The following is a 19,958-nucleotide window of genomic DNA, read 5'->3' on the forward strand; positions in this document are numbered from 1 at the left end:
AGGCTCCCAGTAGACGACTGGGTTGATAGGCCAGATGTGGAAGCCCGGTAACGGGTGGAGCTGACTGGTACTAATAGGCCGAGGGCTTGTCCTCAGTTGCTCGCGTCCACTGTGTTAGTTCTGAAATAACGAACGGCCGTGTTGTTCCGGTGTTGTTTATTTCATAGTGTTTCGGTGGTCATTGCGTTAGGGAAACGCCCGGTTACATTCCGAACCCGGAAGCTAAGCCTTTCAGCGCCGATGGTACTGCAGGGGGGACCCTGTGGGAGAGTAGGACGCCGCCGAACTCCTTTTACGGGAAAGCCCCGTGCCCTTGTGGCACGGGGCTTTTCTGCGTTCACGGGATGCTTCCCGTCACCCCTGTGCAACCGGCAGCAGTGGCTGAGGGTAGGGTCAGGGGGCATCATTGGCACGTTCTTCACAGGAGGCCCCCGGGTGGAGGTCCAGGAGACTCGGGTTCAGACGGACCGGGTACTCACCATCCCCAACATCCTCAGCATGGCTCGCCTTGTAGGGGTTCCGCTCTTCCTGTGGCTGATTCTTCGCCCCGTGTTCGGCGGCCCCCAGAGCGACAGCTGGGCCCTGTTGGTGCTGATGCTCAGCGGCATCAGCGACTACCTCGATGGAAAGCTCGCCCGTCGGTGGAACCAGATCAGCAGCCTCGGCCGGCTCCTGGATCCTGCTGCGGACCGCCTCTACATCCTTTCGACCCTGGTTGGCCTGACCTGGCGGGAGATCCTGCCGCTGTGGCTCACCGTGGCACTTCTCGCCCGTGAGCTGATGCTCCTCGTGATGGTTGGAATCCTGCGGCGTCACGGCTATCCGCCGCCCCAGGTGAACTTCCTGGGGAAGGCGGCCACGTTCAACCTGATGTACGCGTTCCCCTTGTTGCTGCTCAGCGACGGAAGTGGTTGGCTTGCATCGCTGGCCGCTATTTTCGGATGGGCGTTCGCAGGTTGGGGTACAACGCTCTATTGGTGGGCAGGGATCCTCTACGTGGTTCAGGTCCGCCGGCTCGTCAAGGCGGATGTAGCAGCCGATTGAGCTCGTTGACGCGGTGCCGCGCAGTGTGGCCGGCCCGCCGCGGATGACCCGGATGGTGCCCCGACGGGCGAAGTCGGCTAGACCGTCGTCTCTTCAAGGAGGACGTTTCCGACATGAAGGCCGTCGTGATGGCTGGCGGCGAAGGCACTCGCCTTCGTCCCATGACCTCAAGCATGCCCAAGCCGCTTCTGCCCGTCGCCAATCGGCCGATCATGGAGCATGTGCTTCGGCTGCTCAAGCGACACGGGCTGAATGAGACCGTCGTAACGGTCCAGTTTCTTGCCTCGCTGGTCAAGAATTACTTCGGGGACGGCGAAGAGCTCGGGATGGAGCTCAGCTACGCCAACGAGGAGAAGCCGCTCGGCACCGCGGGGAGCGTGAAGAATGCCGAGGAAGCGCTGAAGGACGACACCTTCCTCGTCATTTCCGGTGATGCACTCACCGACTTCGATCTCACCGATCTCATCGCCTTCCACAAGGAAAAAGGCGGTCTGGTCACGGTGTGCCTGACCCGCGTGCCGAACCCGCTGGAATTCGGCATCACAATTGTGGACGAGGGCGGCCAGGTCGAGCGTTTCCTGGAGAAGCCCACCTGGGGTCAGGTCTTCTCGGACACCGTGAACACCGGCATCTACGTCATGGAGCCCGAGGTATTCGACTATGTCGAAGCCGATGTCTCGGTGGACTGGTCCGGTGATGTCTTCCCTCAGCTCATGAAGGAAGGCAAACCCATCTACGGCTACATCGCCGAGGGCTACTGGGAGGACGTCGGCACCCACGAAAGCTATGTGAAGGCGCAGGCCGACGTCCTTGAACGCAAGGTCGACGTCGACATCGACGGCTTCGAGATCTCACCCGGCGTATGGGTCGCCGAAGGCGCGGAAGTGCATCCCGACGCGGTGCTGCGCGGGCCGCTCTACATCGGGGATTACGCAAAGGTCGAAGCCGGTGCAGAGATTCGCGAGCACACGGTCATCGGGTCGAACGTCGTCGTCAAGAGTGGTGCGTTCCTGCACAAGGCCGTGGTGCACGACAACGTCTATATCGGTCAGCACAGCAATCTGCGCGGCTGCGTAATCGGAAAGAACACCGATGTCATGCGGGCGGCCCGTATCGAGGACGGCGCGGTCATCGGGGACGAGTGCCTGATCGGTGAGGAGTCGATCATTCAGGGCAATGTCCGCGTCTACCCGTTCAAGACCATCGAGGCCGGCGCCTTCGTCAACACCTCGGTGATCTGGGAATCGCGCGGGCAGGCCCATCTCTTCGGCGCACGGGGCGTGTCCGGGATCCTGAACGTCGAGATCACCCCGGAACTGGCGGTCCGGCTGGCCGGCGCCTATGCCACGACTCTGAAGAAGGGCTCGACGGTCACCACCGCACGTGACCACTCCCGTGGTGCCCGTGCCCTGAAGCGAGCGGTGATCTCGGCCCTCCAGGCCAGCGCCATCGACGTCCGGGACCTGGAGAACGTCCCGCTGCCCGTCGCACGTCAGCAGACCGCACGGGGCAGCGACGGCGGGATCATGATCCGTACGTCCCCCGGCGTGCCCGACTCGGTCGACATCATGTTCTTCGACGAGCGGGGAGCGGACCTGTCGCAGGCGCGGCAGCGGAAGCTGGACCGGGTCTACGCACGTCAGGAATACCGCCGTGCCTTCCCGGGCGAGATCGGGGATCTGCACTTCCCGTCCAGCGTCTTCGACTCGTACACCGGATCGCTGCTGCGGAACGTGGACACGGCGGGGATCGCCGACGCGGGTCTCAAGGTGGTCGTCGACGCCTCCAACGGGAGTGCCGGGCTCGTACTGCCCAGCCTGCTGGGGCGACTCGGTGTCGATTCACTGACCATCAATCCCGGCCTCGACGAATCACGCCCCACCGAAACCGCCGAGACCCGGCGCTCCGGACTGGTGCGGCTGGGCGAGATCGTCTCGTCGGCACGGGCCGCGTTCGGCGTCCGGTTCGACCCGGTCGGTGAGCGGCTCTCCCTGGTCGACGAGCGGGGCCGGATCGTCGAAGACGACCGGGCGCTCCTCGTGATGCTCGATCTCGTGGCGGCCGAGCGGCGCAGCGGGCGGGTGGCGTTGCCGGTCACCACGACACGGGTCGCCGAGCAGGTCGCGGCTTACCACGGCACGCAGGTCGAATGGACGACGACATCGCCCGACGATCTGACGCGCGTGGGACGTGAGGAAGGCACCATCTTCGGTGGAGACGGGCGCGGGGGCTTCATCGTTCCCGAATTCAGCAGTGTCTTCGACGGATCGGCCGCATTCGTGCGGCTCCTCGGGCTGGTGGCCAGGACCCAGCTCACCCTCAGCCAGATCGACGCCCGCATCCCCCATGCCCATGTCCTGCGCCGTGACCTCGCCACCCCCTGGGCCGTCAAGGGACTGGTCATGCGCCGGGTCGTGGAGGCCGCCGGTGACCGCAACGTCGACACGACGGACGGTGTACGGGTGGTCGAAGCCGACGGGCGGTGGGTGATGGTGCTGCCGGACCGGGCCGAGGCGGTCACCCATCTGTGGGCCGAGGGACCGGACGACGCCTCCGCGCAGGCGCTGCTGGACGAATGGGCGGCGGTTGTGGACAGCGCAGGTCAGTGACGGTTCTTCCGGTGTGCCCGAAGGCGTCCGTAGGTGCCCGCGGGCACACCGGTGGGGCCATTCGGCGGTAGCGGCGGCGACGTGCGACGATGTGCGGCATGTCGCAGCAGCCCCCCGATCGGAGTACCGCCTCGCCGCCAGCGCGTCCCGACGCGTCCATGTCGCTGCTGACCAATGTGATGGACCACAGCCTGGACGACGGATACGCCGAGGCGTCGGCGCGTCGCAAGGCCGACGGGAGTGCGGGTCTGCCCCGTACGCTCAAGTCGAGGCTCGGCCTCGCCGCATGTCTGGTGCTCGCCGCCCTCGTGGTCACGCTCGGGGCCGCGCAGGCACGCGTCTCCGCGCCGGTCCTCGCCAAGGAGCGCCAGGAGCTGATCGATCGCATCGACGACGAGACGTCGGCAGCCGACACCCTTGAGTCCCAGGTCGACAAGCTCCGGGACGATGTGGGCCGGCGTCAGCGCAAGGCGTTGGAGAAGCACGGCGGGGACCAGGGGGAGCGAGTGGCGCTGCTTGCCGGGGCGACCCCGGTGGAGGGACCTGGCGTGAAGCTCGTGGTCGACGACGCCAAGAACACCGACCAGGGGGGTGGCGGCCCCAGGGAGACCAGCGGATTCGCCGACACCGGTCGGGTCCGTGACCGGGACCTCCAGCGGGTCGTCAACGGGCTGTGGCAGTCCGGCGCGGAGGCGATCGCGATCAACGGGCAGCGGCTGACGGCCCTGTCGGCGATCCGAGCGGCGGGCGACGCCATACTGGTCGACAACAGGCCGCTCGTGCCGCCGTACACGGTGCTGGCGGTGGGGAACGGGAAGCAACTCGGCACCGCGTTCCAGGACAGTGCCGACGGTCAGTATCTGCAGGCGCTCAAGGACACCTTCGACATCCGGACGAGCATGTCCGTGCAGCAGAAGGTGAGCCTCCCGGTCGCGCCGAGCCTGATCGTACGTACAGCAGAGCCTTATCAGGCCGCAGACACCGGCAGTGGTGCGGCAGACTCAGGGAAGGGCACATCGTGATCGCCGTACTGGGCCTCGTCGTGGGAGTCGTGGTCGGACTGTTGGTCCGGCCCGAGGTGCCGGCCGTGGTCGAGCCGTATCTCCCGATCGCCGTCGTGGCCGCCCTCGACGCAGTCTTCGGTGGTCTGCGGGCCATGCTCGACGGGATCTTTGTCGACAAGGTGTTCGTCGTGTCGTTCCTCTCGAACGTCGTGGTGGCCGCACTGATCGTGTTCCTGGGCGACAAGCTGGGTGTCGGAGCGCAGCTGTCCACCGGTGTGGTGGTCGTGCTCGGGATCCGGATCTTCTCCAACGCCGCGGCCATCCGCCGGCACGTCTTCCGGGCCTGACGCCGATGAGCAACCAAGAACTTCCCGGCGAGCCGGAGCGCGCCGACGAGCAGACGCCCGGCTCCACCAAGGAACTCACCGGTCGTCAGCGGCTGATCGCCGGGCTGTGGCCGCCGCGGGTGACGCGGGCCCAACTCGTCGTCGCGCTCCTGCTGTTCGTGCTCGGTCTCGGACTGGCCATTCAGGTGCGGTCCAACAGTGACAACAGCGCGCTGCGGGGTGCCCGGCAGGAGGACCTGGTCCGGATCCTCGACGAGCTGGACGACCGGACACAGCGCCTGGAGGACGAGAAGCAGCGGCTGGCCGCCCAGCGCACCGAGCTGGAGAACAGCTCCGACCAGGCCGAGGAGGCACGTAAGCAGACGGTGGAGAAGGAGCGGCAACTCGGTGTGCTCGCGGGCACCGTGGCGGCACACGGCCCCGGGATCACGCTCACCGTCAACGACCCCGGGGACGGGGTGAAGGCGGACATGCTGCTCGACGCACTCCAGGAGCTGCGGGCGGCGGGTGCCGAGGCGATCGAGGTCAATGGAGTGCGTGTGGTGGCCAATACGTACTTCTCCGGTGACGGCGGCAATGTCAGGGTCGACGACCGTAAGATCACCGCGCCGTACGTCTTCAAGGTGATCGGCAAGCCCCAGGATCTGGAGCCGGCGCTGAACATCCCGGGCGGTGTGGTCCAGACACTGGAGAAGGAGCAGGCCACCGTGCAGGTCGAGCAGGTCGACGACATCGTCGTGGACGCCTTGCGACCGGCGAAGCAGCCTGACTACGCTCGGTCGTCGTCCCCGTGAAGCCGCGGCACGAACGGGACGAAGGACACGGGTACGAGGTTGCGGGGGGTCGCCGCATCGTATTGGTGGCGCGTGGTGGAAACTGTCGAGTGGATACGGACGTTGTGAAGATGTCCGGGTCGGCAGGTGTGTTCATTCAGGGTTCGTCCTGCCCCACGGGCGGGTCTATTTCGGTCAAGGGGAATCGCCCGTGAAGTTGTTTGGGAAGTTGTTCGGCAAGAGCGCTCGCGACGAGGCTGCCCGCCATCGCGCACCGCGCCATGGCCAGGGAGACGAGCAGGGCACGGAGCGCCCGCTCTTCCGGGATCAGGTGTCGGGTACGGGCAGTGACAATTCGGGAGCTTCCGGCGCGTCGTCTGTTGACCCTGCCGGTCCCGGCCGCATAGGTTTCGGAGAATCGTCGACCTCGAATACGGGTGGAGAGTTCGCCCCCAGGCAGGAGGGTTCGTCCATGCCGGTCTGTACGAGGTGCGGTCATCGCAACGCCGAGGCCAGTCGTTTCTGCTCCAACTGCGGTGCGCCGCTGAGGGGCGGGGTACCCGAGCGTGCCTCGGAGACGACCTCCACCATCTCCATCTCCGGTCTTGAGGCATACGAGGCGGAGGCGACCGGGCAGACGGCCGTTCCGTCGCTCTCGCCCGAGGCTCAGGCCGCCGTCGATGCCCTTCCGCTCGGCTCCGCGCTCCTGGTGGTGCGCCGCGGTCCGAACTCCGGCAGTCGCTTCCTGCTGGACGGTGAGCTGACCACGGCCGGCCGTCACCCGCAGAGCGACATCTTCCTCGATGACGTGACGGTGTCGCGGCGGCATGTGGAGTTCCGCAGGGGACCCGACGGCAGCTTCACGGTCGGGGACGTGGGAAGCCTGAACGGCACCTACGTCAACCGGGAGCGCATCGACTCCGTCGCCCTGTCCAACGGCGACGAAGTGCAGATCGGCAAGTACCGGCTGGTCTTCTACGCGAGCCAGCGCGGTATCTGACCCGTCAGGGAAGGTCCATGCTGAGAACACCGACGGGCGGTGCCGTGGTCGGCACCGCCACCGCCGACGACCGCCCGATGAGCATCGGCACGGTGCTTCTGCGGCTGCGGGACGAGTTCCCCGAGGTCACGATCTCCAAGATTCGATTCCTGGAGGCCGAAGGGCTCGTCGAGCCGCAGCGGACCCCTTCCGGTTACCGCAAGTTCCGTGGCGCCGACGTGGAGCGGCTGGCTCAGGTGCTGCGCATGCAGCGGGACCACTACCTCCCGCTGAAGGTCATCCGTGAGCATCTGGATGCCCTCGCCCGTGGTGAACAGGCCGCCCTGCCGTCCGGGGGCGGCCCGCGGGACCTGACCGACGGCGGCTGGGACGCGGAGTCCGGACGGGCCACCGCGGCCCGGATCGGCCGCGCCGAGCTGCTGGCGGCCGCCGAGGTCACCGAGAGCGACCTCGACGAGTGGGAGTCGTACGGCCTGGTCACTCCGACCGCCGAGGGCGGCTACGACGCCGAGACGGTGACCGTTGCCAGGCTTGTGGCGGATCTGGGCAGGTTCGGTCTGGAGCCGCGTCACCTGCGTGCCATGCGGGCGGCCGCGGATCGCGAGGTCGGGCTCATCGAGCAGGTGGTCGCGCCCCTGCGCCGACACCGGAATCCGCAGACCAGAGCCCATGCGGAGGCCACTGCGAAAGAGCTCGCGGAGCTGTCCGTGAGGCTTCATTCGGCCCTTGTGCAGAGCGCTCTGCACATCCGGCTCCACTGATCAGCCCGGTGCCCGACTACCCAAACCTGCCGGGCACGTCCTAGGGTTGCTGTGTGAACGAGCTCGACGTTGTGGGTGTCCGGGTGGAAATGCCCTCCAACCAACCGATCGTGCTCCTGCGTGAAGTGGGAGGCGACCGGTACCTCCCCATTTGGATCGGTCCTGGTGAGGCGACCGCGATCGCCTTCGCCCAGCAGGGCATGGCTCCGGCCAGGCCGCTGACCCATGACCTCTTCAAAGACGTGCTCGAGGCCGTCGGCCAGGAGCTCACCGAGGTCCGCATCACGGACCTCCGGGAAGGGGTCTTCTACGCGGAGCTGGTCTTCGCCAGCGGAGTCGAGGTGAGCGCGCGGCCGTCCGACGCCATAGCGCTCGCGCTGCGCACCGGAACGCCGATCTACGGCAGTGACGGGGTGCTCGACGATGCAGGCATCGCCATCCCGGACGAGCAGGAGGATGAGGTGGAGAAGTTCCGCGAGTTCCTCGATCAGATCTCTCCGGAGGATTTCGGTACCAACAGTCAGTGACCGTTCTTCGGGGTCGCCGTCAGCGCATCCGGCAAGCCTTTCCCGCTCGTGAGGCACGGGAAACCACCCTCAGGGTGATTATCACTCGGCGTGCCGAGTGTGGCGATCGTTGACGCACCCCGAGTGACTGCCTACCTTCGAGATGGCAGGTCAAGGACGGAGGTCGGCGTGAGAAGCAGCGGCGACGGTACGGCAGCGGGTGGGCCGTATCCGCAGCAGGGGAGTACAGCCGACCACACCATCGTGCAACCGGTTCAACCGGCGGCGGTGGTGGGGGGCGGAGTGGCATCGGCCAACGACATCGGCTACCGCGGGCCGACCGCCTGCGCGGCTGCCGGGATCACCTACCGGCAGCTCGACTACTGGGCGCGCACGGGGCTGGTGGAACCGAGCGTGCGTCCCGCGTACGGCTCCGGCACGCAGCGGCTCTACAGCTTCCGGGACGTCGTCCTGCTGAAGATCGTGAAGCGCTTCCTGGACACGGGTGTGGCACTCCAGAACATCCGCACCACGGTTCAGCATCTGCGGGCCCGGGGATTCCAGGACCTGGAGCGGATGACGCTGATGAGCGATGGGGCGACGGTCTACGAGTGCTCCTCGCCCGACGAGGTCGTCAGCCTGCTCCAGGGCGGTCAGGGAGTCTTCGGTATCGCGGTGGGCGTGGTGTGGCAGGACGTCGACGTTGCTCTCTCGCAGCTGCACGGCGAGCGGGTGGACACCGGGGAGACCCTCATCGGGAACAACCCGACCGATGAGCTGGCACGGCGGCGCAACCGCGCCGGCTGACCCCGATCCGCCGGACAGGCCCCGGGTCGCGGCGATTGTCAGTGCCGTAGGGCAGCATCGGTTGATGTGAGAGCCGCGCCCACCATCCTGCATCTGGACATGGATGCCTTCTACGCCTCTGCCGAGCAGGCGGCGAAGCCGAGCCTGCGCGGCAAGCCGGTCGTGGTGGGCGGGCTGGGGCCGCGCGGAGTCGTCGCCACCGCGTCGTACGAGGCGCGACGCTTCGGGGTGCATTCGGCGATGCCCATGGCGCAGGCCCGGCGGCTCGCGCCCAACGCGGCGTATCTGGTGCCCCGCTTCCAGCTGTACCGATCGGTGAGCGACCAGGTGATGGAGCTCCTCGCGCGGCTCTCCCCGCTGGTGGAGCCGCTCAGCCTGGACGAGGCGTTCGTCGACCTGGAGGCCGGTGGGACGGCCGACGACGCGGCTTCGGCTCTGGAGATCGGTGAGCAGTTGCGTACGGCCATCAGGGCGGTCACCGGGCTCACCGGCTCGGTCGGGCTCGCCGGTTCCAAGATGCTGGCCAAGATCGCTTCGGAGGAGGCGAAGCCGAACGGTCTGCTGCTGATAGAGCCGGGTACGGAACGGGCCCTGCTCGCTCCCATGTCGGTGCGGATCCTGCCCGGTGTCGGGCCGGCGACGGCGGACCATCTGCGCCGTGCCGGGATGACCACGGTCGACGACCTGGTCGAGGCCGGCGAGGACGAGCTCGTACGCCTGCTGGGGAAGGCGCACGGCGGCTCGCTCCACCGGATGGCGTTCGGCCACGACGACCGGCCGGTGGTCGCGGAGCGGGACGCGAAGTCGGTGTCGGTCGAGGACACCTTCGACGCCGACCTGCACGACCGGGTGCGGATCCGGACGGAGGTCGAGCGGCTGGCCGACCGGTGCGTACAGCGGCTGCGGGGCGCGGGGCGGTCCGGGCGGACGGTGGTGCTGAAGGTGCGCCGGTACGACTTCTCGACGCTCACGAGGTCCGAGACGCTCCGTGGGCCCACGGACGACCCCACGGTGGTCCGTGAGGCCGCCGCACGCCTCCTGGAGGCCGTGGACACCACCGGAGGCGTCCGGCTCCTGGGAGTGGGCGTGACGGGGCTCGCCGACTACACGCAGGAGGACCTCTTCGCCCAGGCCGCCGGTGAACAGGCCGCGACCGAGGAAGCGGCCGAGGATGGGGCACCGGCCGGGGACGACACGTCCGGGCCGCCGGGCGATCTCGGGGCGGAGGACCGGGAGACCGCCGTGCAGCGCGCCGCCCGGCGCTGGCCCGCCGGGCACGACGTACGCCATGACACATACGGCCACGGTTGGGTGCAGGGCAGCGGCGTCGGCCGGGTGACGGTGCGGTTCGAGGAGCCCGAGTCGGCGCCCGGACGGGTGCGTACGTTCCGGATCGACGACCCGGAGCTCCGGACCGCCGATCCGCTGCCCCTTGTGCGGGACCCGGCGGACTACTCGTCCTGGCCGGCCAGTCTGCCGAACTCCCGGTCCGAGCCGGCCGGCTCGGACCGGGAGTCCAGACCGTAGTGCCGGTAGAGCTGGAGCTCCTGTTCCGGTGAGAGATGGCGGCCTACGCCGAAGTCGGGCGCGTCCTTGATCAGCGCGCGGTCGAAGGGGATGCGGAGCGAATCCTCCACGAATTCGCTGGGTTCCAGCGGGACGAACGCGTCCCGGCTGAAGAGTCCGGTACGTACGGCAGCCCACTCGGGCACTCCGGTCGCGTCGTCGAGATACACCTCGTCCACGGTCCCGATCTTGGTGCCCTTGCGGTCGAACGCCTTGCGGCCGATCAGGCTGCGCGGATCGATGTCGGTCTGCACGGTCCCTCCCACTGGTCGCGGCTACTCCACAAGCACTACAAAAGGGCAGATCCGAGTGGTTGGCCACTCGAGAAATCAGCCATGAACCCCGCTGGTAGGCTGGTGATGGCCGCTGACCCCGTGCGGGAGAGTCCTCCGGAGCTGATCCGAAGGCGCCGAAGGAGCAAATCCTCCCCGGAATCTCTCAGGCCCCCGTACCGCACGGACGAGGTCACTCTGGAAAGCAGGGCGGGTCACGTGCGGCCGAGTGCCGGTGCGAGTCCCTTCCTCACCGACGGTGAAAGCCGGTACGCCGCAGGGCGCGCCGGTGAAGCTCTCAGGTCGAGATGACAGAGGGGGAGGCCGTTCGGGCACCCGCGCCGTGGTGCCCCTCGCAGGTCGTGACAGACCAGGAGGCCTCCACCATGACCCCCCGTCGCACTCCGCTCTCCCAGCTGGAGCAGGGCATTCCGTTCGAGCAGCGCCATATCGGCCCCGATGCCGAGGCGCAGTCGAAGATGCTCGCCCAGGTCGGTTACGGCTCGCTGGACGAGCTGACCGCAGCCGCGGTGCCCGATGTCATCAAGAGCACGGAGGCACTCGGACTGCCGTCCGCCCGTACCGAGGCCGAGGTACTGGCCGAGCTGCGCGCGCTCGCGGACCGCAACCAGGTGCTGGCCCCGATGATCGGGCTCGGCTACTACGGCACCTTCACCCCGCCGGTGATCCTGCGCAACGTCATGGAGAACCCTGCCTGGTACACGGCCTACACGCCGTATCAGCCGGAGATCTCGCAGGGCCGCCTGGAGGCTCTGCTCAACTTCCAGACGATGGTCGCCGAGCTGACCGGGTTGCCCACCTCGGGCGCCTCCCTGCTGGACGAGGGCACCGCGGCCGCCGAGGCCATGGCGCTCTCCCGGCGCGTCGGCAAGGTGAAGGGCGGCGTCTTCCTGGTCGACGCCGACGCCCTGCCGCAGACGGTCGCGGTCATCGAGACCCGCGCCGAGCCGACCGGTGTCGAGGTCGTCGTCGCCGACCTCTCCGACGGCATCCCGGCGGAGATCGCCGAGCGCGGTGTCTTCGGCGTCCTGGTGCAGTACCCGGGCGCGTCCGGGGAAGTGCGGAACATCGCGCCCGTCATCGAGCAGGCCCACGAGCTGGGCGCGATCGTCACGGTCGCCGCCGACCTGCTGGCCCTGGCCCTGCTCGCCTCGCCCGGTGACCTGGGCGCGGACATCGCGGTCGGCACCACGCAGCGCTTCGGTGTGCCGATGGGCTTCGGCGGACCGCACGCCGGGTTCATGGCCGTACGCGAGAAGTTCGCCCGCAGCCTTCCGGGCCGCCTCGTCGGTGTCTCCGTCGACGCGGACGGCAACAAGGCCTACCGGCTGGCCCTGCAGACCCGCGAGCAGCACATCCGCCGCGAGAAGGCCACCAGCAACATCTGTACCGCCCAGGTGCTGCTCGCCGTCATGGCCGGAATGTACGCGGTCTACCACGGCCCGGACGGGCTGCGGACGATCGCCCGGCGCACTCACCGCTACGCGACGATCCTGGCCGAGGGCCTGCGTGCCTCCGGCACCGACGTCGTGACCGGCGCCCACTTCGACACCCTCACCGTGCGCGTCCCGGGGAAGGCCGCCGATGTCGTCGCGGACGCCCGCGAGCGCGGGGTCAACCTGCGGCTCGTCGACGCAGACCTGGTCTCCCTGGCCTGCGACGAGACCACCACGCGTACGCAGATCGCCGCCGTCTGGGCCGCCTTCGGCGCCGACGGGGACATCGAGGAGCTGGATGCCACCGTCGCCGACGCGCTGCCCGAGGGCCTGCTGCGCTCCGACGAGATCCTCACCCACCCGGTCTTCCACCAGCACCGCTCCGAGACCGCGATGCTGCGCTATCTGCGCAAGCTCGCCGACCGCGACTACGCGCTGGACCGCGGCATGATCCCGCTCGGCTCGTGCACCATGAAGCTGAACGCGACCACCGAGATGGAGTCGATCACCTGGCCCGAGTTCGGCGCGCTGCACCCCTTCGCCCCGGCCGAGCAGGCGGAGGGCTTCCTCACCCTCATCCGCGAGCTGGAGGAGCGCCTCGCCGAGGTCACCGGGTACGACGCGGTCTCCATCCAGCCGAACGCGGGCTCGCAGGGCGAGTTCGCGGGCCTGCTGGCCGTACGGGCGTACCACCGGGCCAACGGTGACGAGCAGCGCACCGTCTGCCTCATCCCGTCCTCCGCGCACGGCACCAACGCGGCCAGCGCCGTGATGGCCGGCATGAAGGTCGTCGTGGTCAAGACCGCCGACGACGGCGAGGTCGACATAGAGGACCTCCGCGCCAAGATCGAGAAGCACCGCGACGAGCTCGCCGTGCTCATGATCACGTACCCTTCGACGCACGGTGTGTTCGAGGAGCACGTCGCCGACATCTGTGCCGAGGTGCACGACGCCGGCGGTCAGGTGTACGTCGACGGTGCCAACCTCAACGCGCTGGTGGGCCTCGCCAGGCCGGGCCGGTTCGGCGGCGACGTCTCGCACCTGAACCTGCACAAGACCTTCTGCATCCCGCACGGCGGCGGCGGCCCCGGCGTCGGCCCGGTCGGCGTGCGTGCGCACCTGGCGCCGTACCTGCCGAACCACCCGCTCCAGCCCTCGGCGGGCCCCGAGACCGGCGTCGGACCGATCTCGGCCGCCCCGTGGGGCTCGGCCGGCATTCTGCCCATCTCCTGGGCGTACGTACGCCTGATGGGCGGGGAGGGCCTGAAGCGCGCGACGCAGGTCGCCGTCCTCGCCGCGAACTACATCGCCAAGCGTCTGGAACCGCACTACCCGATCCTGTACAACGGCCCGGCCGGTCTGGTCGCGCACGAGTGCATCGTGGACCTGCGGCCGATCTCCAAGGCCACCGGCGTCAGCGTCGACGACATCGCCAAGCGACTGATCGACTACGGCTTCCACTCGCCGACCATGTCGTTCCCGGTCGCCGGGACGCTGATGATCGAGCCGACCGAGAGCGAGAACCTCGCGGAGCTCGACCGGTTCTGCGACACGATGATCGCCATTCGCGGCGAGGTCGAGAAGGTGGACTCCGGCGAGTGGAGCGCGGACGACAACCCGCTGCACAACGCTCCGCACACCGCGGCGATGCTGGGCGGGGAGTGGAAGCACGGGTACAGCCGTGAGGTGGCGGTCTTCCCGGCCGGGGTCTCGGCCGCCGACAAGTACTGGCCGCCGGTGCGCCGGATCGACGGCGCCTTCGGCGACCGCAACCTCGTCTGCTCCTGCCCGCCGCTGGACGAGTACGACAACTGAGCGATGAGCGTGACCGCGTGACGCGGACATGCGTCGGGGCCGGTTCGGAGATTTCTCCGGGCCGGCCCCTGCTCGTACCGGCCGCGGTCAGGCGGCCTTCATCACCCGGTCGGTCCCCAGGGGCCGGTGCGGAGCGATGATCTGACCGTCCGGGAGCAGCTCACCGGTGTCCTCGAAGAGCAGGACTCCGTTGCACAGCAGGCTCCAGCCCTGTTCCGGGTGGTGCGCCGTCAGGCGGGCGGCTTCCCGGTCGGCTGAGTCGGCGGTCGGGCATGGTGGCTGGTGCTGGCACATGGCTGGGTTCTTTCGCTGCGTTGTAGTGAATGTCCTGCGGCTGGATGAGGTGTTCATGGCCGCCCCCCGTATCGATCGGTCCGGTCCCAGTGTTGCCCCACGGGCGTCAATCCGCAGGGATTTCGCAGCAGCACTTCTCCTTACCCGCAGGACGCATCACCCGCGCGGACGGTTCACCGTAATTGCACTGTCCCTTCGGGTGGTTCGGGGTGGTCAGTACGGGCTAGTCCGGACGGGCACGGAGTGCGCCCCTCCAGCACTGTGCCCCGCGACCGGGTACGGCGGCGGGGCACAGGGCAGGTGCGGGGTCCGGGTCTCAGGCCGGTGATCCGAGCAGGGGGCCGGGGCCGGGGGTGATGCGCAGCGTCATCACGCGGAGCAGATCGGCGACCCGGTGCGGGCGGTGTGCCGCGATACCCGGTGGGGCGGGAGCCAGCGGAACCAGTAGGTCGGCGGGGGCGAGCACGCCACCGGAGGCGTCGGCCTCGATGTCGCCGTGCAGCCACAGCGCCAGCATGTAGAGCTCCGGGATGGACAGCAGTCGCGGCTGGTAGGACGCTGTCACTGTCTCGGCCTGGCGCAGGGCGAGTTCGGTCGAGGCGATGTAGGGGCCTTCGAAGAAGTGCGAGAAGGCCCAGCCGTCCGGAGTGAGCATGGTGTCCGCCGCGGCGACGGCCTGTTCCGGGGTGCGGATCAGGAACCGCCACCCGGCGAGCCGGGTGGCGGGAGCGAGTCCGTTCGGGCCGATCCGCTCCAGTACGTGGACGGGGAGCGGGAGTTCGGGGCTCAGTGGCCCCTGGGCGGACCGGAGGGCGGGTGTGCGGGCTTCACGGACCGCGGTGGGTGAACCGAGTGCCGTGAGAACGCTGCGCAGAGCGGGCACGGGAGCCGGGGGAACATGCAGCGGCATAGTGGGTCGCCTCTCACTTCGGAGACACGGTGGTGCGTGGGCGGGTGCAGACGGCGCTGTCGGCATGCGGGGCCAGAGGAGGCCGGTGACTGGGCCGGTGCGTCAACTCTCTGCCTCGTCCGCGGAGTTTATACGACACGTGTTCACGCGGTGATTCCACTAGCCGTCGCAGGCATTGCCGACAAGGCGGTATCAAGACTTTATTATGCGGAGAATCTGCTGATTCTGTGTCAGCGGCGCAGCCACCGCCAGGGATTTTTCCCTGGGCGCGGACGGCCGAAACGCGTCGGCGTTTTCACCGGCGCCTGGCGGGGAAACCGTAGGCCGCATCATGCCCATGGAATGTGCCCCGGGCTTCGCCCTCAGATTACTGGGTCCACCGCGTTCTCGTGGGCGTTATGGATCACCCCGCCTGGGCATTATCGATCGTGACGCGAGCGGTCTGGGCCGCGGGCCGCCCACTTGAGGGAGGGACGCTCCGATGGGGGAGAAGGTCGTGGCGGGCGCCTTTGACCTGTCCGATCGGCAGGGGTACCGGAAGAAGCTCCACCAGTGCCTGGAGGGACTGGAGAGGCTTCTTGCGGAGCGGAGGTTCGACCGGCCGCGCAACCTCATGGGCGTGGAGATCGAGCTGAATCTCGCGGGCGCCGACGGCATGCCGAAGATGATGAATGCGGAGGTTCTCCCACGCATCGCGAGCCGTGATTTCCAGACCGAACTCGGGATGTTCAATTTGGAGGTGAACATAGTCCCGCACCGTCTGGGCGGGCGTGTTTTCGATCAGCTGGCCGAGGAGCTCAGGGCCGGGCTCGGATATGCCCACCGGAAGGCGGGCGAGGTCGATGCCGGGATCATGATGATCGGTATTCTGCCCACCCTGCGCCACGATGACCTCGTCCTGGCGAACCTCTCGGACGTGGACCGCTACACACTGCTGAACGATCAAATGGTGGCCGCACGGGGCGAGGATTTCTCCCTCGATATCCAGGGCGTGGAGCGACTGGTCTCCACCTCCGCCTCGATCACCCCCGAGGCCGCCTGCACCTCGGTCCAGCTCCATCTGCAGGTGACGCCGGGGCGATTCGCGGCCGTGTGGAACGCGGCCCAGGCCGTCGCCGGTGTCCAGATCGCACTCGGTGCCAACTCGCCCTTCCTGTTCGGCAAGGAGCTCTGGCGGGAATCGCGGCCGCCGCTCTTCCAACAGGCCACCGACACCCGGCCGCCCGAACTCCAGAACCAGGGAGTGCGGCCCAGGACCTGGTTCGGTGAGCGGTGGATCGGCTCGGCGTACGAACTCTTCGAGGAGAACCTGCGCTACTTCCCGCCGCTGCTCCCGATCTGCGACGAGGAGGAACCGCTGCGGGTCCTCGACGAGGGCGGGGTGCCGCGGCTGCAGGAACTGGTGCTCCACAACGGGACGGTCTACCGCTGGAACCGGCCGGTGTACGGCCTGGTGGACGGCGTACCCCATCTGCGGGTGGAGAACCGGGTCCTGCCCGCCGGGCCCACCGTCACCGATCTGATCGCCAACGCGGCGCTGTACTACGGGCTCGTGCGGGCACTCGCCGAGGAGTCCCGTCCGGTGTGGAGCAGGCTGCCGTTCGCCGCGGCGGAGGAGAACTTCGACACCGCGTGCCGTCTGGGCATCGACGCGGAGTTGACCTGGCCGCGTCCCGGCCGTGCGGGCGGGCTGACCCGGGTGCCGGTCGTCAAGCTCGTACGGGACGAACTGCTGCCGCTGGCTGCCGCGGGGCTCGATGCCTGGAACATCGAGCCCGCGGACCGCGACCGGTATCTCGGGGTCATCGAGGAGCGCTGCAAGCGCCGGGTGAACGGGGCGTCCTGGCAGGCGGACACCTACCACCGGGCACGGGAGGCCGGGCTGGGGAGGCACACGGCGCTGGCCGCGACCACCCGGCGGTACGCCGAACTGATGCACAGCGGGGAGCCCGTGCACAGCTGGCCGGCCGGTGCCCCGAAGCCGTGACCCCGGCGCTCGTCCGGGCTACTCCTGGGCGGCGTGACTGCTCTGACCGGCCGTCATGATGGCCTGCAGGATCACCGTCTGGATCTCGGCCGGGTCGATGACCTGGTAGCCGCCACCGCCGGTCACCTCCGCTATCTCGTTCACCTCCTCGCGGTCCGCCTCGGGACCGACCGCGATGGCCAGCAGCGGCACCGGGCGCTCCGGGTCGGCGATCCGCTTCAGTTCCGCGATCAGGGCACTGCGGGAGATGGAGAGACTGTCCTGGTTCGATCCGTCGGTGAGGATCACGACCGCGTTGAACTTGCCCTTCACATAGGTCGCCTGCGCGTCCTTGTAGGCGGCCAGCATGGTGTCGTACAGACCGGTCGCACCGCCCGGCACGGGCTTCAGCGCCGCGAAGGCCGCGGCCAGCTTCTCGCGATGGGTGCTGCCGCCCTTCGCCGGGTCGCCCAGCCGGGTGGCCGGCACCAGTTTGCGGTAGTCCTTGTCGCCGTCGAGCGTGGTGGCGAACTCCCAGAGCCCGATCTCGTCGTTCGGGGTGAACTGGTTGAGGGCCTGGATCAGGGACGCCTTGGTGACGTCCATCCGGGACTGGTTGCGCCCGGGGACGATCGTGGCCATGGACCCCGACGCGTCGACGACCGTGGTCAGCCGGGCGCTCTGCACCGTGATCGTCCACAGGCCGAGCGTCTGCTGGAGCGCCTCGGCGGTCGGTGCGGCGGCGGCCGAGGTGGCGTACGGCTGGGGCTTCCTGCCGCCCGCCGGTGCGACCACCGACTCCCCGGCCGTGCCGTCGACGTCCCGGAAGCCGCTCTTCGCCAGGACGTCCTGCGCACCGGGTTCGTTCAGCAGCGTCATGAACCGCAGCGCTGCCCGGCTCTCGGACGTGTTCATCCGGCTCTCGTCGACCAGGGTGTACGGATAGTTGAGGAGCGGGGTGCCGTCCTTGGGGTAGAAGAGGTCGAGCTTTCCGCCGCCGGTCGCCTCCGCGTTGTGGGCGAACGCGGCCTGCTCGGAGAGGAGTACCGCCTGGTTGCGCTCCGGATTGCCCTGTTCGGCGCCCGAATCGCTCTGCGCCAGTGTCTCCAGCACCTGGTTGTCACCGTCCGACATGCGCTGCGCGAGCAGCTTGGCGGTCGCCGCGACCCTGGTGTCGCTGTCTCCGCCCTGCTTCTCGGAGGACGCGCCGATGCTGGTGAGCGCCAGCAGGCCGGTGGCGCTGCGTGCCGGGTCGGCCGCGCCGAGGCGGACCTTGTCCGACTTCATGGCCGCGGCCGTCAGCTCCGCCCAGGAGTACTTCTTCTTCGGCCAGCCGAGGCTCCTGGCTGCGGACGGCACCATGGCCAGGGTCACGGGGGAGGACGCGACGGAATCGCCCGGTGTGATCGGGACGCCGTCACCGGAGCCCTTGGCCCGGTCGACCCAGAGGTCGGAGTCGGGCAGCCAGACCTGGAAGTCCGGGGTGCGGGCGTCGCTGGAGAGGGTGTCGGCGACCTTGTAGGAGTCGCGGGCGACCACTGTCACGTACAGGCAGCGACCGTCGGAACGCACCTCGTCCTTGCGCGCCTTGTCGGCGACGGCGCGAATGGAGGGCGCGATGTCCGGCGACGCCATCATGGACAGATGCACGGCCGAGTCCTCGCAGTTCTTGGAGAACGACAGCAGGCCGCCCTGTGCCGCGACAGCCGTCCCCGCCGCCACCGCGAGTACGAGCGTGGTCGCGATCGCGACGGTGCGCCGGCGCCGCGGCGGTGATCCGTCCCCGCTTCCTTCTCCGGCGTACTCGTCGGGCAAGCTGTGACGTCCCATGTCGGTGGTGCCCCTCCTTGAGGATGAACAAGGAAAAGGGGGACCACACCATCGGCAATGGTGGTTGTCCCCCGGCCTGTCGCGCATGATCTTCGTACCTGCATTCGAGACCCTAGCCGGACGGGGAGCAGGGTGGGGTGTGAATGCACAACTGAAGGCAGGTGTACAGGTGGAGGCGGGGCTTGTGGCTGATTCTTTCCCTCGGGAGGCTGTTCCGCGACGGATTCTTCGGTCCGAAACGGTCCTCGTACTGGCTCTCTCGCTGGGCGCCAGCGGGGTGTCTGCCCTGATCAGTTTTGTCGGATCGCTGACGAAACCAGGGGGTTTGAAGGATCAGGCCGCGACCCTGAACAGTTCGTATGCCCCAGGGCGTCCATGGCTGGATCTCGCCTGGCAACTCTTCGGTATCGCGACCGCTCTGGTGCCTGTCGCCCTGGTCGCGCATCTGCTGACAAGGGAAGGCGCGGGCCTCAGGTCCATCGGTTTCGATCGCACCAGGCCGTGGCCGGACCTGGGGCGCGGCACGTTGATCGCGGCGGGCATCGGAAGCGCCGGTCTCGCCTTCTATCTGGTGGCCCGGGCAGCCGGATTCAACCTGACAGTGGTCCCGGAGTCGCTGCCCGACGTGTGGTGGAAATTCCCGGTCCTGATCCTGTCAGCGATCCAGAACTCCGTGGTGGAGGAAGTGGTCGTTGTCGGGTATCTGCTGCGCAGACTGGGACAGTTGGGGTGGACGCCGACGGCCGCCCTGGTCGCCAGTTCGGTGCTGCGCGGTTCGTACCACTTGTATCAGGGGATCGGCGGCTTCATCGGCAACATGGTGATGGGCGTCGTCTTCGTGCTGCTGTACCGGCGCTGGGGGCGGGTCGGGCCGCTGGTCGCGGCGCATGCGCTGCTGGACATCGGGGCGTTCATCGGATATGCCCTGCTGGCGGGGAAGGTGGGCTGGCTGCCCACACCGTGAGGGTGAGCAGCCCTGTACGGCCTCCCGCGCGCG

The 19,958-nt window shown here is 68.4% G+C and carries 17 protein-coding genes, 2 rRNA genes and 1 riboswitch; of the genes, 15 read left to right on the forward strand and 4 right to left on the reverse strand.

Annotated elements, in window-relative coordinates:
- The 12 genes from BT364_RS31355 to BT364_RS31410 form a co-directional block, all read left to right on the forward strand.
- Positions 1–94 (forward strand): 23S ribosomal RNA (locus tag BT364_RS31355); the annotation flags it as partial.
- 76 nt (positions 95–170) lie between these two features.
- Positions 171–287: ribosomal RNA gene (rrf, locus tag BT364_RS31360) — 5S ribosomal RNA — on the forward strand.
- 148 nt (positions 288–435) lie between these two features.
- Entirely contained in the window at positions 436–1,044 is a 609-nt protein-coding gene (locus tag BT364_RS31365; protein ID WP_072488615.1) for a cardiolipin synthase ClsA, read from the forward strand.
- A gap of 113 nt (positions 1,045–1,157) precedes the next feature.
- Complete coding sequence (locus BT364_RS31370) at positions 1,158–3,653, forward strand: mannose-1-phosphate guanyltransferase (RefSeq protein ID WP_072488616.1); 2,496 nt, start codon at positions 1,158–1,160, stop codon at positions 3,651–3,653.
- 98 nt (positions 3,654–3,751) lie between these two features.
- Complete coding sequence (locus tag BT364_RS31375; RefSeq protein ID WP_079179711.1) at positions 3,752–4,675, forward strand: DUF881 domain-containing protein; 924 nt, start codon at positions 3,752–3,754, stop codon at positions 4,673–4,675.
- A complete protein-coding gene (locus BT364_RS31380) occupies positions 4,672–5,004 on the forward strand; it encodes a small basic family protein (protein WP_003970459.1) in 333 nt (110 codons plus the stop codon). Before BT364_RS31375 ends, BT364_RS31380 begins: the two co-directional genes overlap by 4 nt.
- A gap of 5 nt (positions 5,005–5,009) precedes the next feature.
- Positions 5,010–5,798, forward strand: a complete 789-nt coding sequence (locus tag BT364_RS31385) for a DUF881 domain-containing protein (protein WP_072488618.1) — start codon at positions 5,010–5,012, stop codon at positions 5,796–5,798.
- A 190-nt stretch (positions 5,799–5,988) separates the two neighbouring features.
- Complete coding sequence (locus BT364_RS31390) at positions 5,989–6,777, forward strand: FHA domain-containing protein (protein WP_072488619.1); 789 nt, start codon at positions 5,989–5,991, stop codon at positions 6,775–6,777.
- A gap of 17 nt (positions 6,778–6,794) precedes the next feature.
- Complete coding sequence (ftsR, locus tag BT364_RS31395; RefSeq protein ID WP_072488620.1) at positions 6,795–7,538, forward strand: transcriptional regulator FtsR; 744 nt, start codon at positions 6,795–6,797, stop codon at positions 7,536–7,538.
- 53 nt (positions 7,539–7,591) lie between these two features.
- Positions 7,592–8,065: a bifunctional nuclease family protein gene (locus tag BT364_RS31400; protein WP_006123076.1), complete on the forward strand. Its 474-nt coding sequence runs from the start codon at positions 7,592–7,594 to the stop codon at positions 8,063–8,065.
- A 240-nt stretch (positions 8,066–8,305) separates the two neighbouring features.
- Positions 8,306–8,851, forward strand: a complete 546-nt coding sequence (locus tag BT364_RS31405) for a MerR family transcriptional regulator (protein ID WP_371268671.1) — start codon at positions 8,306–8,308, stop codon at positions 8,849–8,851.
- A 66-nt stretch (positions 8,852–8,917) separates the two neighbouring features.
- Complete coding sequence (locus BT364_RS31410) at positions 8,918–10,378, forward strand: DNA polymerase IV (RefSeq protein ID WP_072488622.1); 1,461 nt, start codon at positions 8,918–8,920, stop codon at positions 10,376–10,378.
- On the opposite strand, the gene BT364_RS31415 is transcribed toward BT364_RS31410, so the two are convergent.
- Positions 10,303–10,671 carry a PRC-barrel domain-containing protein gene (locus BT364_RS31415; protein ID WP_072488623.1) on the reverse strand — a complete coding sequence of 123 codons (369 nt, stop codon included), beginning with the start codon at positions 10,669–10,671 and terminating at the stop codon, positions 10,303–10,305. The two genes, BT364_RS31410 and BT364_RS31415, sit on opposite strands and share 76 nt — an antisense overlap.
- Positions 10,672–10,784: 113 nt before the next feature.
- Positions 10,785–10,881: riboswitch (glycine riboswitch) on the forward strand.
- Positions 10,882–11,075: 194 nt separating this feature from the next.
- Between BT364_RS31415 and gcvP the strand changes: the two genes are divergently transcribed.
- On the forward strand, positions 11,076–13,961 hold the full coding sequence (gene gcvP / locus BT364_RS31420) for an aminomethyl-transferring glycine dehydrogenase (protein ID WP_072488624.1): 2,886 nt from the start codon (positions 11,076–11,078) through the stop codon (positions 13,959–13,961).
- Between the two features lie 87 nt (positions 13,962–14,048).
- On the opposite strand, the gene BT364_RS31425 is transcribed toward gcvP, so the two are convergent.
- Positions 14,049–14,255: a DUF5999 family protein gene (locus tag BT364_RS31425; protein ID WP_072488625.1), complete on the reverse strand. Its 207-nt coding sequence runs from the start codon at positions 14,253–14,255 to the stop codon at positions 14,049–14,051.
- A 316-nt stretch (positions 14,256–14,571) separates the two neighbouring features.
- Positions 14,572–15,165, reverse strand: coding sequence for a hypothetical protein (locus tag BT364_RS31430; RefSeq protein ID WP_072488626.1), 594 nt, complete (start codon positions 15,163–15,165; stop codon positions 14,572–14,574).
- 481 nt (positions 15,166–15,646) lie between these two features.
- On the opposite strand from BT364_RS31430, the gene BT364_RS31435 reads away from it, so the two are divergent.
- Complete coding sequence (locus BT364_RS31435; RefSeq protein WP_072488627.1) at positions 15,647–17,152, forward strand: glutamate-cysteine ligase family protein; 1,506 nt, start codon at positions 15,647–15,649, stop codon at positions 17,150–17,152.
- An 18-nt stretch (positions 17,153–17,170) separates the two neighbouring features.
- Here BT364_RS31435 and BT364_RS31440 read toward each other — a convergent pair whose 3' ends face one another.
- Positions 17,171–18,961 (reverse strand): substrate-binding and VWA domain-containing protein, encoded by a 1,791-nt coding sequence (locus tag BT364_RS31440; protein WP_107408348.1) that lies wholly within the window; start codon positions 18,959–18,961, stop codon positions 17,171–17,173.
- A 184-nt stretch (positions 18,962–19,145) separates the two neighbouring features.
- On the opposite strand from BT364_RS31440, the gene BT364_RS31445 reads away from it, so the two are divergent.
- Complete coding sequence (locus tag BT364_RS31445; RefSeq protein WP_072488629.1) at positions 19,146–19,925, forward strand: CPBP family intramembrane glutamic endopeptidase; 780 nt, start codon at positions 19,146–19,148, stop codon at positions 19,923–19,925.
- Positions 19,926–19,958 lie beyond the last annotated feature (33 nt).

The sequence above is a fragment of the Streptomyces atratus genome (genome assembly GCF_900119365.1).
In the GTDB taxonomy this organism is placed as follows: domain Bacteria; phylum Actinomycetota; class Actinomycetes; order Streptomycetales; family Streptomycetaceae; genus Streptomyces; species Streptomyces atratus_B.